Origin of the sequence: Streptomyces sp. P3 (assembly GCF_003032475.1) — a bacterium.
Taxonomy (GTDB): Bacteria; Actinomycetota; Actinomycetes; order Streptomycetales; family Streptomycetaceae; genus Streptomyces.
The window spans coordinates 1357729-1371809 of the sequence record NZ_CP028369.1 but is presented as its reverse complement, the minus strand read 5'-3'; the positions used below and the strand labels follow the sequence as shown (position 1 = coordinate 1371809).

The window sequence follows — 14081 nt, the reverse complement described above, 5'->3', positions numbered from 1 at the left end:
ACACCCCTCCCGGTCCCGGAGCCGTTCCCCGGCAGAGACCCGTTCCCCGTCACAGAGCCTTTCCCGGTCCCAGAGCCGGTCGCCTTTCCGGCCTCCGTCCCGGCCGCGTTCGTGGACCTGGACGCTCGGACTGTTCCGCAGCGAACTGCTGACGACCTTCCGGCGCTGGCGCACCCTCGCCCTGCTGGGCGTGCTGGCGGCCGTGCCGGTCCTGGTCGGGATCGCCGTGAAGCTCGAGACGGGCGACGGCGGCTCGGGCGGCCCCGGCGGCGGGAGAGGGGGTGGTGGGGCCGGACCCGCGTTCATCGCGCAGGTCACCAACAACGGCCTGTTCCTGGTCTTCACCGCGCTGGCCGTGACCCTGCCGTTCTTCCTGCCCATGGCGATCGGCGTCATCGCGGGCGACGCGATCGCCGGTGAGGCGAACGCGGGCACCCTGCGCTACCTCCTGATCGCCCCGGCCGGCCGCTCCCGCCTTCTGCTGGCCAAGTACGCGACCGTCATGACCTTCTGCCTGGTCGCCACCCTCGTGGTCGCGCTCTCGGCGCTGACGGTCGGGGCACTGCTCTTCCCGCTCGGCGATCTGACCACGATCTCCGGCACCCGGATCGGCTTCGGGGACGGACTGCTGCGGGCGCTGCTGATCGCCCTGGTCGTCGCCCTCTCCCTGATCGGCGTGGCGGCGCTCGGCCTGTTCGTCTCGACGCTCACCGGCAGCGGCATCGCTGCGATGGCGACGACCGTCGGCCTGCTGATCACGGTCCAGATCCTCGACCAGATCCCCCAGCTCGACGCGCTCCAGCCGTACTTCTTCTCGCACTACTGGCTGTCCTTCGCCGACCTCATGCGCGAGCCGGTCTACTGGGACGACCTGCAGAAGAACCTCGGCCTTCAGGCGCTGTACGCGGCGTTCTTCGGCTCGGCGGCCTGGGCGCGCTTCACGACGAAGGACGTCACCGCGTAACCGGCCGGGCCTCCACGGGCCCTTCGCGGGCTCTCAGCGGGCTCTCAGCGGGTCTCGTAGGGGAAGCGGGCGAGCGGGGCGTCCTGCGCGAAGAAGGTCTTCGCCCGTGCCAGTGCCTCCGTGTCGCTCAGGACGTCGCCGGGCTTGCTGCCGTTGCCGAGCAGCACCCCGCCGAAGCGCATCCCCAGGTACGCGGCCGAATTGCGGAGCGTGCCGACGAGCGGGTCGGCGACCGAGGGCTGTTCGTCGGCCAGCACGGTGACGCCCCACAGAGTGCGTCCGGCCAGCGTCGTCTCGAAACCGAGGCCCGGGGTGCGCAGCCAGCCCGACCAGTGGTCGAGATAGCGCTTGGTCTGCGCGGAGACCGAGTACCAGTACAGCGGGGACGCGATCACGATGTCCGTCGCGGCGAGCGTGGCGTCGAGCAGCAGGGCGGCGCTGCCCTCGGTCGGCCGGACGTGGTCGATGTCATGACGCTGGTCGGTGAAGTCGGGCAGGGGGTGCGCGGCGAGGCTGATCCACGTCTGCTCCACGTCGGACGGCAGCTGCTCGGCCGCCGCGCGGGCCAGCGACTCGGTGTTGCCGTCGGGTCGGCTGCTGCCCAGCACGAAAAGGACGTTGCGGTGTGTCATGTCTGGTCCCCCGGTGATCGGCGTGCGGTGCAGGGTCGGCACCAACAATAGTATGCACCTGCATTAAATGTGTGCGCAAGTATGTGTCGGAAGTGTGGGCTCAACGGGGTGTCAGCTCAAGGTGTGTCTGCTCAGGTGGGTCTGCTCAGGTGTGTCGGCTCTCGGCGGCCCGGGCGACGGCCAGCAGCGTCGCTTCGCCGCCGTGGGCCGCGATCATCTGGAGTCCCAGCGGACAGCCGTCCTCGCCGACCCCCGCGGGCAGACTGATCGCCGGGTGACCGCTCAGGTTGAACGCCCAGGTGAGCGCCGTCGAATACCGCTCGCCCGGGCCCTCGTGACCGTGTGCGGGGTTCGGGGTGGTGGGCGTCAGCAGCAGGTCCGCCCGCGAGAAGAAGGCGGCCAGCAGCCGGTCGTTCGCCGCGCGGACGCGTTCGGCGGGGGCGCGGTCCGCGCCTGGGGAGCGCAGCGCCAACCAGGCCGGAGCGGGGTCCTCCAGGTGCGGCGGGGACCCGGAGGGCGGCAGCCGTACGACTCCGGCCGCGGCGAGCCGCGTCGCGGCGGCCCGGGCCAGGGCGACCGGCTCCGGGTCGGGGTCGGCGAAACCCAGATCGGGGGAGAAGGCGGCGACAGACGGACAGGGGTTCGCTCTTTCGGTCATTTCTGAAGTGGTTTCCCGGGCCGTGATCCGCCGGTACGCCGTGGCGTCCGCCGCGTACCGGACGATCACACCGGGCGCCGCCAGCCCCGTACGGTCCCCGGACCGAAGCTGTCCACGCTCCCCGGGCGGTCGACGGTCGTTCGTGGTCTTCAGGCCGATCACCCCGCACCACGCGGCCGGGATGCGCACCGAGCCGGCACCGTCGCTGCCGGTCGCGAGCGGGACGAGGCCTGCGGCCACCGCTGCCGCCGCGCCCGCCGAGGAGCCGCCTGGCGTGCGGTCCGCGCGCCAGGGATTGACCGTGCGGCCGTGGGCGCCGAGTCCCCACGTCAGCCAGGGCGTTCCGGTGCCGGGCACGGCGGTCGCCCCCACGGGCACACAGCCGGCGGCGATCAGCGGGCCCGCCGTACGCAGCCCGAACCGCCCCTTCACGCCTATCGGCACTCCGGCCAGCGGCAGCCGCCGCTCACCCGCCGCGATCCGCGCGTCGACCTCACGCGCCGCTGCACGAGCCCGTTCCTCCCACACCTCGGCGAACGCGCACAGGGAACGGTCGGTCGCGGCGATCCGACCGAGCGCCTCGCCGACGACGTCCACCGCCGTAAGCCGCCCGGCCCGCACGGCCCCGGCGAGCTCCACCGCCGCAGGCCACTCCCAGGGCCCGGCCGCCCTCATCCGGGGCCGTGCCCGTCCGGCCCGCGCCCGCTCAGCGGGCCCGTCCGGCCGCCGCCCCGGTGAGGCGGGACAGCGGCTGGGTCTCGCGCGGCGGGCCGCCGGCCAGGTCGCCGAGCCGCCAGTCAGCCACCCACGGCACGCGGTACACGTCGATGACCGATTCGATCACCCGAACCCGCTGGACGAGCGGCCGCGGCAGCCGCCCCGGCGCGTCCGCGACGAGGACCACGGAGTCCAGGTCGAGCGCCTGTGGGGCGTCCCCGCGCCGGAACGCCTCCAGCGCGCGCAGAGCGGACTCCAGTCCCGTCGCATGGGTGCGGGCGACCAGCAGGACGGCCGGCGGATCACCGGCGCCCGGCCACCCGCGCCCGCAGTCGTGGCCGCCGTAGACCGTCGCGAGCGTCGTGCTGCCGGCCCCGCCGTGCGCGGCGACCCAGGAGAAGCGCCGGGGCGTGGCGACGCCGGGGTGGGGCGGCGGCACCGGGTCCGGTGCGGGCACCGGCCCGCGGATCCAGATCTCCGGTCCCCGCTGCCCGTCCGTCGTCCACATCCCCGTGTTCCTCCCGGTCGTCGCCGCTCCTACGGGCCCGTCCGGGTTCCGGCTGGTTCCCGGCGCGGTCCCGAGAGGGGGCGTGGGTTCCTGGAACGAGGCTGTGACGTCGTGGTGACGTGAGGACGGGGAGCGCTCGGAGAGACTCAACAGTACGTGTACATGTATGCGTACGTGGACGACCGGAGCGTGACGGCGCATCCGAGTGAGGAACCGATGTCTCGACTCAGCCGCGAGAAGAAGCGGGAACAGAAGCACGCCGGCAGCCCGGCCGCCGTGACGGCGCCGCTCGACGTCCAAGTCCGCGGGGGCGTGGGCGGCACTGGCGGCGCGGCGACGATAGGGGGTGTGCCGGTCGCGGCGGCCGACGGCGAGGAGATCCAGCGCGCCGTCCTCGGCCACCTGCACCGCATCGCCCTCGCCACCGGCCACTCGGTCCTCGCCACCGTCCACGACGAACGCATCGGTTACGTCGTCCCCCTGCGCGTGGACCCGGACGGCTCCAGCCACTTCGCGGCGGAGCCGCTGCGCGCACCGGCGGCCCCCGTTGCGACGACCCATGCCCAGGCCCGTGCCGAGGCCCCGGCGCCGACTCCGGCTCCGCCGGTCGTGACTCCGGCGTCTGCCCCGGTCTCGGCCTCGGCCCAGGTCCAGGCCCCGCCTCCGCCGGTCGCCGCTCCTCTGACTTCCGCGCCGGTCGCGCCCGCCGCCGACCCGGACGGACGGCCGTCCGAGCCCCGGCGGGACAGTGCCACGCATCTCCTGCGCCAGGTCTCCGAGCCGGTGCGGGACGTCACCCCCACGTTCCCCGTGCACACGGTGCCCGAGGCGGAGGCGGAGGCGGCGCGGACGCCGGGCTCGCATTCGGACCCGGCCCCCACGTACGCACTCCGGGCCGTACCGGAGTCGGCCCCTGAGCCGGCCCCGGAGTCGCAGGGCCCGAGGAGTTCCGGGTCCGACTCGGGGGAATTCCCGGGTGAGATTCCGGCACCCGGCACGGTCGCCGTCCCGACCGGTGTGTTCGGCCCGCCCCCGGCGATGGACGAGCAGCCGAACCCGGAAACCGCCACCCCGGCCTCGCCCGAGACCGTGTCCCCGCCCCGGACCCCGATCGAGCCCCTGTCCCAGACCTCGATGGCGCCCCCGTCCCCGCCCCCGTCCCCGACCCTGACGCCGCCCCCGGCGCCCAACCCGCCCTCGGTCCCGATTCCGCTCCCGCTTCCCGTGTCCGACGCTCCCACCACCCTCACCTCGGCCCTCGGCCCCACACCGCTCGTCCCCGAGGGGCTCATCTCCCTCTCGGACATGGACCCCGACCCCAAACCCACCCCCGCCCGAGGATTCGACGCGGTCGCGGAGGCGGTGCTCGGGGACGATCCCCGCACCCTCCAGGGCGCCGGCGGAGCACCCGCACTCCTGGCCGAGCCGATCGCGCGGATCAACGAGGCCGTACGGGCGGGCCGGACGGACGTCGCGACCGAACTCGCCGAGCGGACCGTGGTGGAGGCGTCCGGGACGCTCGGGCCGGAGCACCCCGAAGTGCTCCGGCTGCGCGAACTCACCGCCTATATCGCCTACTTGGCGGGTGACCCGCTGCGGGCCTTCCATCTCTCCCTCGAACTGGCCCGCATTCACCGCCGGGCCCGGGACGCGGAGGGCGCGTACGGCAACGTCCAGAGCGCGGCCGCGGCCTGGCGTGCCGTGCGCGACCCCTTCCAGGGCCTCAACCTGGGGACGGAACTCCTCGGCCTGTGGACGGAACTCACCGCCGAGGAGGGCCCCGCCGCGGACGACCTGGAGGAACTGGAGTCCGCCCGCGCGCGCATGCTCCGGCTGACTGCCCGCGCGCGCAGGTCGGGCGGGTAGCGACCACGACGCGGCGGGCGGGCGCGGGCCGGGCCCCGGTCACGACGACAGGGCCGGAGCCCCCGTCGGGCGCGCCGTCACGTACGCCCGCGGGAAGGCCCTCGCCAACGCCGTCAGCCTCGTAGGAAACCTCGTCAGGAGGACAGCGTCCAGACCGCGTACGCGGCTGCGTCCGCGTTGCGGTTCAGGGCCGTGTCGTCGATGTTGGCGGAGGTGTCGCAGGAGGAGTGGTAGCAGCGGTCGAAGGCCCGACCGGCCGTGCCGCCCCACTTGGCCGCCTGCGCCGCCGTCTTGGTGTAGTCGGCGCCGCTGAACAGGCCGCCCACCGGCACGCCCGCGTTCTTGAAGGGGGCGTGGTCGGAGCGGCCGTCGCCCTCGGTCTCGATCTCCGTCGGAACGCCGATACCGGCGAAGTAGTCCTTGAAGGTCTTCTCGATGACCGGATCGTCGTCATAGACGAAGTAGCCCGGGTTCGGCGAGCCGATCATGTCGAAGTTGAGGTAGCCGCTGATCCGGGCGCGGTTCGTCGAGGACAGGTTGTTGACGTAGTACCGGGAGCCGACCATGCCCAGCTCCTCGGCCCCCCACCAGGCGAACCGCAGGTGCTTGGTCGGCTGGTAGCCGGTCCGGGCCACGGTCAGGGCGAGTTCCAGCACGGCCGCCGAACCGGAGCCGTTGTCGTTGATGCCCGCGCCCGCCGTGACGCTGTCGAGGTGGGCGCCGGCCATGACGACCTGGCCGGTGTTGCCGCCGGGCCAGTCCGCGATCAGGTTGTAGCCGGTTCGCCCGGACGACGTGAACTGCTGGACGACGGTGGTGTACCCGGCGGCGTCCAGCTTGGCCTTCGCGTAGTCGAGTGAGGCCTTGTAACCGGCCCGGCCGTGGGCGCGGTTGCCGCCGTTGGCGGTGGCTATGGACTGCAGCTGGGCCAGGTGCGCCTTGACGTTGGCCACGGGGATGTCGGGAGCGGCGGCGAGGGGGGCGGGCCCGGGTGCGGGCGCCGCGCCGGCCGTCGATCCTACGGTCAGGAGCATGACAATCGAGGCTGCGCCGGCGGCCGCCGCGCGACCGGAGACGGGGAGCTTCATGTGGGGGCTCCGAATTCCTCGGGAATCACCGGATCACAGGGATTCCACAGTGGGTGGGGTTCCAGGATGGTGAACTCTCACTGACTACGCGTCAAGAGCGCCGACAGGACACAGGGCGCAGAGTCGAACAAAAGGGCGTCGGATCCAGGGGGTCGGGACGCCGAAGACGGGACATCGGACACAGCGCGTCGGACCGGGAGACCGAACGCAGCGCGTCGGGCCGGGACATCGGACACAGCGCGTCGGACCGGGAGACCGGACACGGCGCGTCGGACCGAAACATCGGACACGGCGCGTCGGGTCGGGAGGTCGGGCGCTGCGCGTCGGGCGCAGGGCGGCAGTGGCCGGACACAGGACACCCGGACGACTCCGGGTCCAGGGGGCCAGGACGCCGGACCCAGGGCATCGGCGTCCGCATCCGGGCCCCGGCGACCCGGACGCGGGCCCCGACGCGGCGACCCGGACGCGGGGCCCGCCGTCCGGCTCACTGCACGCAGAACTCGTTCCCCTCGGGGTCGGCCATCACCACCCACTCACCGGAGGGTTCCTTGACCTCCCGGAGCACGCTCGCCCCCAGCGCCGTCAGCCGCGCCACCTCCTCGGCCCGCCGTTCGGCACCGGGGTGCAGATCCAGGTGGAGCCGGTTCTTCACCGTCTTGGCCTCCGGCACCCGCTGGAACAGCAGCCGCCGCCCGAGTCCGGTGCCGCTGTCGGTGTCGTACGGGTCGTCGGGGTGGCGCACGGCGATCAGGTCCCGGAAGGCGGGCCGGCCGTGGAACTCCACCGTCGCCGCGCCCGGCAGCGCGCCCAGCTCCACCAACCGCTCGACGAGAGCGCCGTTGTCCTCGGCCGTGTAGTGCAGCGCCGCGGCCCAGAAGTCGGCCTGCGCGTGCGGGTCGCCGGCGTCGATCACGAGCTTCCAGTGCAGGGGCGTGGGCGCGGGCGGCGTGACCGCCGAGGCGGCCTCGGACGCCGTTGCGGGGGAGGGCGGCGTTGCGGGTGTCTGCGTCATGCCGTCCACTCAACCAGCGAGCACGCCGCCGCGCCCGAGGATCGCCCGGAGGGGGTGGGTCGTCAGGCGTCCGCGGGGGTGGGTGCCGCCATCGACGCCTCGGTCACCTCGACGTGCCTCTTCGGGCGGCGTGCGAAGCGCCACGCGTCCGCCGTGAGCAGCACCAGCGCGAGCCAGACCAGGCCGAAACCGGCCCAGCGCTCGGGCGGCATCGCCTCGTCGAAGTACACGACGCCGAGCAGGAACTGGAAGACGGGGGCCAGGTACTGCAGCAGACCCAGCGTGGACAGCGGCACGCGGATCGCCGCCGCGCCGAAGCAGACGAGGGGGAGGGCGGTGACGATACCCGTGGACGCGAGGAGCGCCGCGTGTCCCGTGCCCTCGCTCGCGAAGGTGGCGTGGCCGTGCGCGGAGAGCCAGATCAGGTAGGCCAGCGCCGGCAGGAACTGGACGGCGGTCTCGGCGGTCAGCGACTCGACCCCGCCGAGGTTGACCTTCTTCTTCACCAGCCCGTAGGTGGCGAACGAGAAGGCGAGGCAAAGAGAGATCCACGGCGGGTGGCCGTAGCCGACGGTCAGCACCAGCACCGCCGCGAAGCCGACGCCGACCGCCACCCACTGCACGGGTCGCAGCCGTTCCTTGAGGATCAGTACCCCCATGGCGATGGTGACCAGCGGGTTGATGAAGTACCCGAGGGACGCCTCGACCACGTGGCCGCTGTTGACGGCCCAGATGTAGACGCCCCAGTTCACCGTGATGACGGCCGCGGCGACCACCACGAGCGCCAGCCGGCGAGGCTGCCGCAGCAGCTCTCCGGCCCACGCCCAGCGCCGCACCACGAGCAGCGCGACGCCGACGAAGGCGAGGGACCACACCATGCGGTGGGCGAGGATCTCGGTCGCCCCGGCCGGTTTGAGCAGTGGCCAGAAGAGCGGCACGAGGCCCCACATGCCGTATGCCGCGAAGCCGTTCAGCAGACCTATCCGGCCCTCACTCTTCGACGTCCCGACCACCACGGGCCCCTCTCTCTCGTCAGGCCCTCCCACGTCAGGCATGCGTGGACGACGGTAACGCCGAGCACCCCCGCCTGTCATGCCCGTATCGCCATACGGTCATGACAGGCGGGGGCGGGGTGGCCGGCGCGTCCGCGGCCGGGCGCGTCAGCCCTTGAGTGCGATCGCTATCGAGTCGGCGATCGGCGTGGTGGGACGCCCGGTCAGCCGGGACAGGTCGCCGCTGGTGCCGGCCAGCTCGCCCTTGGCGATGGACGCCTCCACGCCGCCCAGGATCGCGGCGAGCGGGCCCGGGAGTCCGGCGTGGGTCGTCAGGATGCCGACGAAGTCGTCGACCGAGACCGCGTTGTAGGCGATCTCCCGCCCGGTCTGCCGGCTCAGCTCGGCCGCGTACTCGGCGAAGCTCCAGGCGGTGTCGCCGCTCAGCTCGTAGGTCGTGTTCTCGTGCCCCTCGCTCGTGAGGACGGCCACCGCTGCGGCGGCGTAGTCGGCCCGGGCGGCGGAGGCGACGCGGCCCTCGCCGGCGGCCTGGGTGACGGCGCCGGTCTGGAGCACGGGGGCCAGCTGCTCGGTGTAGTTCTCGTTGTACCAGCCGTTGCGCAGCAGCGTGTACGGGACGCCGGACGCGAGGAGCGCCGCCTCCGTGCCCTTGTGGTCGTCGGCGAGGGCGGCGGTCAGTGAGCCGGGGGCGCTGGTGTAGGCGAGGAGGGCGACGCCCGCGGCCTTCGCGGCGTCGATGACCACCTTGTGCTGGCCGACGCGCCCCTTGTCGAACTCGTTGCCGGAGACGAGGAGCACCTTGTCGCCGGCGGCGAAGAGGCCGTCGAAGGTCTCGGGGGCGTTGTAGTCGGCGACGGCGAGCCTGACGCCGCGGGCCGCGAGGTCGGCGGCCCTGGCCTCGTCACGCACGACGGCTGTGATCTGCTCTGCGGGAACCTTCTCCAGCAGCTGCTCGACGACGTGACGGCCGAGGTTTCCGGTGGCTCCGGTGACGACGATGCTCATGGCTCAGACACTCCTGGTGGGGGCTGCGGGGATGCACTAACTCTATGGGGTGCGCTAACTCAGCGAAAGTACCCACTTTGAAGTAAGGTACTGGCATGGCAGTAAGCACCCTGAGGGTCGACGACACCATGTGCCCGTACCGACTGGTCCTGGAGCACCTCACCAGCCGCTGGGGCGTCCTCGTCCTGATCCGGCTCCTCGACCGCTCGTACCGGTTCAGCGAACTGCGCCGGGCGATCGGGAGGGTCAGCGAGAAGATGCTGACCCAGACCCTGCAGACCCTTGAGCGCGACGGCCTGGTCCACCGCGACGCCAAGCCGGTGATCCCGCCCCGCGTCGACTACTCCCTCACCGACCTCGGCCGGGAGGCGGCGGAGCAGGTGCGCGCACTCGCCGACTGGACACACCGGCGCATGCCCGACGTGGAGCAGGCCCGCCAGACGTACGACGAGGCCCGGGACCACCGGTCCCGGGCCCGTTAGCCGTTAGCCGTTCGCCGCGTCGCACGCGCACCGCGCCCGCACGTCTCAGCCGGCGACGGTCCAGGTGTCGCCGCCCGCCAGGAGTGCGGCGAGGTCGCCCTTGCCGTGCTGTTCGATGGCGGTGTCGAGCTGGTCCGCCATCTGCGTGTCGTAGACGGGCCGTTCCACCGAGCGCAGCACGCCGATGGGCGTGTGGTGCAGGGTGTCGGGGTCGGCGAGGCGGGAGAGGGCGAAGGCGGTGGTCGGGGACGCCGCGTGCGCGTCGTGGACCAGGACGTGGGCCTCGTTCTCCGGCGTCACCGACACCACCTTCAGATCGCCGGTCGACGGGTCGCGGACGACTCCCTTGGCCAGGTCGGCCCCGAACCGGACGGGCTGCCCGTGCTCCAGCCGGATCACCGCCTCCTCGGCGGTCTCGCGGTCCTTCAGGGCGTCGAACGCCCCGTCGTTGAAGATGTTGCAGTTCTGGTAGATCTCGACCAGCGCGGTGCCCGGGTGGGCGGCCGCCTGGCGCAGCACGTCGGTGAGGTGCTTGCGGTCGGAGTCGATGGTGCGGGCGACGAAGGAGGCCTCCGCGCCGATGGCGAGGGACACCGGGTTGAAGGGCGCGTCCAGGGAGCCCATCGGCGTCGACTTGGTGATCTTGCCGACTTCGGAGGTGGGGGAGTACTGGCCCTTGGTCAGGCCGTAGATCCGGTTGTTGAACAGCAGGATCTTGAGGTTGACGTTGCGGCGCAGGGCGTGGATGAGGTGGTTGCCGCCGATGGAGAGGGCGTCGCCGTCGCCGGTGACGACCCAGACGGACAGGTCGCGGCGCGAGGAGGCCAGGCCGGTCGCGATGGCGGGGGCGCGGCCGTGGATGGAGTGCATCCCGTAGGTGTTCATGTAGTACGGGAAGCGCGAGGAGCAGCCGATGCCGGAGACGAAGACGACGTTCTCCCGCGCCAGACCGAGCTCCGGCATGAAGCCCTGGACCGCGGCGAGGATCGCGTAGTCCCCGCAGCCCGGGCACCAGCGGACCTCCTGGTCCGACTTGAAGTCCTTCATGGACTGCCGGGCCTCGGCCTTGGGTACGAGGGCGAGCGCCTCGGTCGTGCCGCCGGGGCGGTGTGTCGACGTCTCAGTCATCGATGGCCTCCTTGAGCGCCGCGGCGAGCTGCTCGGCTTTGAACGGCATGCCGTTGACCTGGTTGTAGGAGTGGGCGTCGACGAGATAGCGGGCGCGGATGAGGGTGGCGAGCTGGCCGAGGTTCATCTCGGGGACGACGACCTTGTCGTACCCCTTCAGCACCGACGCGAGGTTGCGCGGGAAGGGATTCAGGTGGCGCAGATGGGCCTGCGCGATCGGCGTCCCGGCGGTGCGCAGCCGCCGTACCGCCGCGGTGATCGGCCCGAAGGTGGAGCCCCAGCCGAGCACCAGGGTCCGGGCGGCGTGCGGGTCGTCGACCTCGAGGTCCGGGACCTCGATGCCGTCGATCTTGGCCTGCCGGGTGCGGACCATGAAGTCGTGGTTGGCCGGGTCGTAGGAGATGTTGCCCGTGCCGTCCTGCTTCTCGATGCCGCCGATGCGGTGTTCCAGACCGGGCGTGCCGGGGATGGCCCAGGGGCGGGCCAGGGTGTGCGGGTCGCGCTTGTAGGGCCAGAACACCTCGGTGCCGTCGGCCAGGGTGTGGTTGGGGCCCTGCGCGAACTGCACGCGCAGATCCGGCAGCTCGTCCGGTGACGGGATGCGCCACGGCTCCGAGCCGTTGGCCAGATAGCCGTCCGAGAGCAGGAACACCGGGGTGCGGTAGGTGAGGGCGATACGGGCGGCGTCCAGCGCGGCGTCGAAGCAGTCGGCCGGGGTGCGCGGAGCCACGATCGGCACCGGGGCCTCGCCGTTGCGGCCGTACATCGCCTGCAGCAGGTCCGCCTGCTCGGTCTTGGTCGGCAGGCCCGTCGACGGCCCGCCGCGCTGGATGTCGATCACGAGCAGCGGCAGCTCCAGCGACACGGCGAGGCCGATCGTCTCCGACTTGAGGGCCACCCCGGGACCGGACGTCGTGGTCACCGCGAGCGACCCGCCGAAGGCTGCGCCCAGCGCCGCGCCGATCCCGGCGATCTCGTCCTCGGCCTGGAAGGTGCGTACGCCGAAGTTCTTGTGCTTCGACAGTTCGTGCAGGATGTCCGAGGCCGGCGTGATCGGGTACGAGCCCAGGAACAGCGGCAGATCGGCCTGCCGGGAGGCGGCGACGAGGCCGTAGGACAGGGCCAGGTTGCCGGAGATGTTGCGGTAGACGCCGGCCGGGAAGGCCTGGGCGGCCGGGGCGACCTCGTAACTGACGGCGAAGTCCTCGGTCGTCTCCCCGAAGTTCCAGCCGGCCCGGAAGGCGGCGATGTTGGCGGCCGCGATGTCGGGCTTCTTCGCGAACTTCGACTTCAGGAACTTCTCGGTGCCCTCGGTGGGCCGGTGGTACATCCACGACAAGAGACCGAGCGCGAACATGTTCTTGCTGCGCTCGGCCTCTTTACGGGTGAGGTCGAATTCCTTGAGAGCCTCGACGGTCAGGGTGGTCAGCGGGACCGGGTGGAGCTGATAACCGTCGAGGGAGCCGTCCTCCAGCGGCGAGGCCGCGTACCCGACTTTCTGCATAGCGCGTTTGGTGAACTCGTCCGTGTTGACGATGATCTGGGCCCCGCGCGGCACGTCGGCGATGTTCGCCTTCAACGCCGCCGGGTTCATGGCCACCAGCACATTCGGCGCGTCGCCCGGAGTGAGGATGTCGTGATCGGCGAAATGCAGCTGGAAGGACGACACCCCGGGCAGCGTTCCCGCGGGCGCTCGGATCTCGGCCGGGAAGTTCGGCAGTGTCGACAGGTCGTTGCCGAACGACGCCGTCTCCGAAGTGAAACGATCACCCGTCAACTGCATGCCGTCGCCGGAGTCCCCCGCGAACCTGATGATCACCCGGTCGAGGCGGCGGACGTCCTTCGTCCCACCGGGCTTGCGCTGCTCTCCCACGACGGCCGTATCCGCTCCGTCGGTTCCGTCGGCCTGTTCTGCTGGGCTGACCTGACTGGTCACTGAACTGGACCTCCCTCGAGGCGGCTGTCCCGGAGCGCCCTTCCCGAAGGCCCTCCACGGATCAACCCTACGTCGGTAAGGGTCGCCTTCCTTCGGCCATTCGTATGACGGTCACTGTCCCGAGACGGCCCGGCACCCCCGCTAACCATGATTTCCCGCCCCCCGGCTCTCCTCCGTCAGACGCTCCGGAATCCCGCCGCGGTTCTGTGGTGTTTCTCCGCCGCTTCCTCCGAGTTCCCCCCTCTGATTTCCTCACCCGACGGACGGCACAGTGCCATCTGTTTATGAATTCAGGTAAGTGAGAACTGCCAGTACCCGGCGGTGATCTCCGTCACTCGGAGACAGGCCGAGCTTCAGGAAGATATTGCTGACGTGCTTCTCGACGGCTCCGTCGCTGACGACCAGCTGCCGGGCGACCGCCGAGTTCGTACGCCCCTCGGCCATCAGGCCGAGGACCTCCCGCTCCCGCGGAGTGAGCCCGGCCAGCACGTCCTGCTTCCGGCTCCGCCCGAGCAGTTGCGCCACGACCTCCGGGTCCAGCGCCGTGCCGCCCTCGGCGACCCGCACCACGGCGTCCACGAACTCCCGCACCTCGGCCACGCGGTCCTTGAGGAGATATCCGACCCCTCGACTCGAACCGGCCAGCAGTTCGGTGGCGTACCTCTCCTCCACGTACTGTGACAGCACCAGCACGCCGAGTCCGGGGTGCGCCTTGCGCAGTTGGACGGCTGCCCGCACGCCTTCGTCCGTATGGGTCGGCGGCATCCGCACGTCCGCGACGACGACATCGGGCAGCGCGCCCTCGCCGTCCAGTTCGGTGATCGTCTTGACCAGGGCCTCGGCGTCGCCGACCCCCGCGACCACGTCATGTCCCCGGTCGGTGAGCAACCGGGTCAGTCCCTCCCGCAACAGCACCGAATCCTCGGCGATGACCACCCGCACCCTGTCCTCCACGATCCTCGGCCCCCAGCCGTCCACCCGTCGGTCGAACCAGTCAAGCATTTCAGCAACAGGCTCGTCTCTACCCGGCAGGAGTCGGGCCCGGCTGGAGGACGACGTGAAATCGGCCCCG

General features: G+C 71.8%; 13 protein-coding genes. 3 read left to right on the top strand and 10 right to left on the bottom strand.

Going from position 1 to position 14081, the window contains the following annotated elements:
* Window positions 1-130: 130 nt before the first annotated feature.
* The gene (locus C6376_RS06140) at window positions 131-964 is read left to right on the top strand and encodes an ABC transporter permease (RefSeq protein ID WP_107448801.1); all 834 of its coding nucleotides are present in this window, start codon (window positions 131-133) and stop codon (window positions 962-964) included.
* Window positions 965-1008: 44 nt separating this feature from the next.
* Here C6376_RS06140 and C6376_RS06135 read toward each other — a convergent pair whose 3' ends face one another.
* The 3 genes from C6376_RS06135 to C6376_RS06125 form a co-directional block, all read right to left on the bottom strand.
* Window positions 1009-1596 (bottom strand): flavodoxin family protein, encoded by a 588-nt coding sequence (locus C6376_RS06135; RefSeq protein ID WP_107442483.1) that lies wholly within the window; start codon window positions 1594-1596, stop codon window positions 1009-1011.
* 145 nt (window positions 1597-1741) lie between these two features.
* Window positions 1742-2929, bottom strand: a complete 1188-nt coding sequence (locus C6376_RS06130; protein ID WP_107442482.1) for an amidase — start codon at window positions 2927-2929, stop codon at window positions 1742-1744.
* 31 nt (window positions 2930-2960) lie between these two features.
* A complete protein-coding gene (locus C6376_RS06125; protein WP_107442481.1) occupies window positions 2961-3479 on the bottom strand; it encodes a DUF6668 family protein in 519 nt (172 codons plus the stop codon).
* A 216-nt stretch (window positions 3480-3695) separates the two neighbouring features.
* Between C6376_RS06125 and C6376_RS06120 the strand changes: the two genes are divergently transcribed.
* Window positions 3696-5345, top strand: a complete 1650-nt coding sequence (locus tag C6376_RS06120) for a tetratricopeptide repeat protein (protein ID WP_107448800.1) — start codon at window positions 3696-3698, stop codon at window positions 5343-5345.
* A gap of 134 nt (window positions 5346-5479) precedes the next feature.
* Here the strand turns inward: C6376_RS06120 and C6376_RS06115 are convergent, their stop codons facing one another.
* The 4 genes from C6376_RS06115 to C6376_RS06100 form a co-directional block, all read right to left on the bottom strand.
* Complete coding sequence (locus tag C6376_RS06115; RefSeq protein ID WP_107442480.1) at window positions 5480-6433, bottom strand: M28 family metallopeptidase; 954 nt, start codon at window positions 6431-6433, stop codon at window positions 5480-5482.
* A 484-nt stretch (window positions 6434-6917) separates the two neighbouring features.
* Window positions 6918-7445, bottom strand: coding sequence for a VOC family protein (locus tag C6376_RS06110; protein WP_107442479.1), 528 nt, complete (start codon window positions 7443-7445; stop codon window positions 6918-6920).
* A gap of 62 nt (window positions 7446-7507) precedes the next feature.
* Window positions 7508-8458: an EamA family transporter RarD gene (gene rarD, locus C6376_RS06105; protein WP_107448799.1), complete on the bottom strand. Its 951-nt coding sequence runs from the start codon at window positions 8456-8458 to the stop codon at window positions 7508-7510.
* Between the two features lie 147 nt (window positions 8459-8605).
* Window positions 8606-9463 carry an SDR family oxidoreductase gene (locus tag C6376_RS06100; RefSeq protein WP_107442478.1) on the bottom strand — a complete coding sequence of 286 codons (858 nt, stop codon included), beginning with the start codon at window positions 9461-9463 and terminating at the stop codon, window positions 8606-8608.
* A 95-nt stretch (window positions 9464-9558) separates the two neighbouring features.
* Between C6376_RS06100 and C6376_RS06095 the strand changes: the two genes are divergently transcribed.
* Window positions 9559-9945 carry a helix-turn-helix domain-containing protein gene (locus C6376_RS06095; RefSeq protein WP_107442477.1) on the top strand — a complete coding sequence of 129 codons (387 nt, stop codon included), beginning with the start codon at window positions 9559-9561 and terminating at the stop codon, window positions 9943-9945.
* Between the two features lie 45 nt (window positions 9946-9990).
* On the opposite strand, the gene C6376_RS06090 is transcribed toward C6376_RS06095, so the two are convergent.
* The 3 genes from C6376_RS06090 to C6376_RS06080 all read right to left on the bottom strand — a co-directional run bounded on the left by C6376_RS06090 (window position 9991) and on the right by C6376_RS06080 (window position 13951).
* The gene (locus tag C6376_RS06090; RefSeq protein WP_107442476.1) at window positions 9991-11073 is read right to left on the bottom strand and encodes a 2-oxoacid:ferredoxin oxidoreductase subunit beta; all 1083 of its coding nucleotides are present in this window, start codon (window positions 11071-11073) and stop codon (window positions 9991-9993) included.
* On the bottom strand, window positions 11066-13009 hold the full coding sequence (locus tag C6376_RS06085) for a 2-oxoacid:acceptor oxidoreductase subunit alpha (protein ID WP_107442475.1): 1944 nt from the start codon (window positions 13007-13009) through the stop codon (window positions 11066-11068). The genes C6376_RS06090 and C6376_RS06085 overlap by 8 nt, the downstream gene beginning before the upstream one ends.
* Window positions 13010-13291: 282 nt before the next feature.
* Entirely contained in the window at window positions 13292-13951 is a 660-nt protein-coding gene (locus tag C6376_RS06080) for a response regulator transcription factor (protein WP_301554740.1), read from the bottom strand.
* Window positions 13952-14081 lie beyond the last annotated feature (130 nt).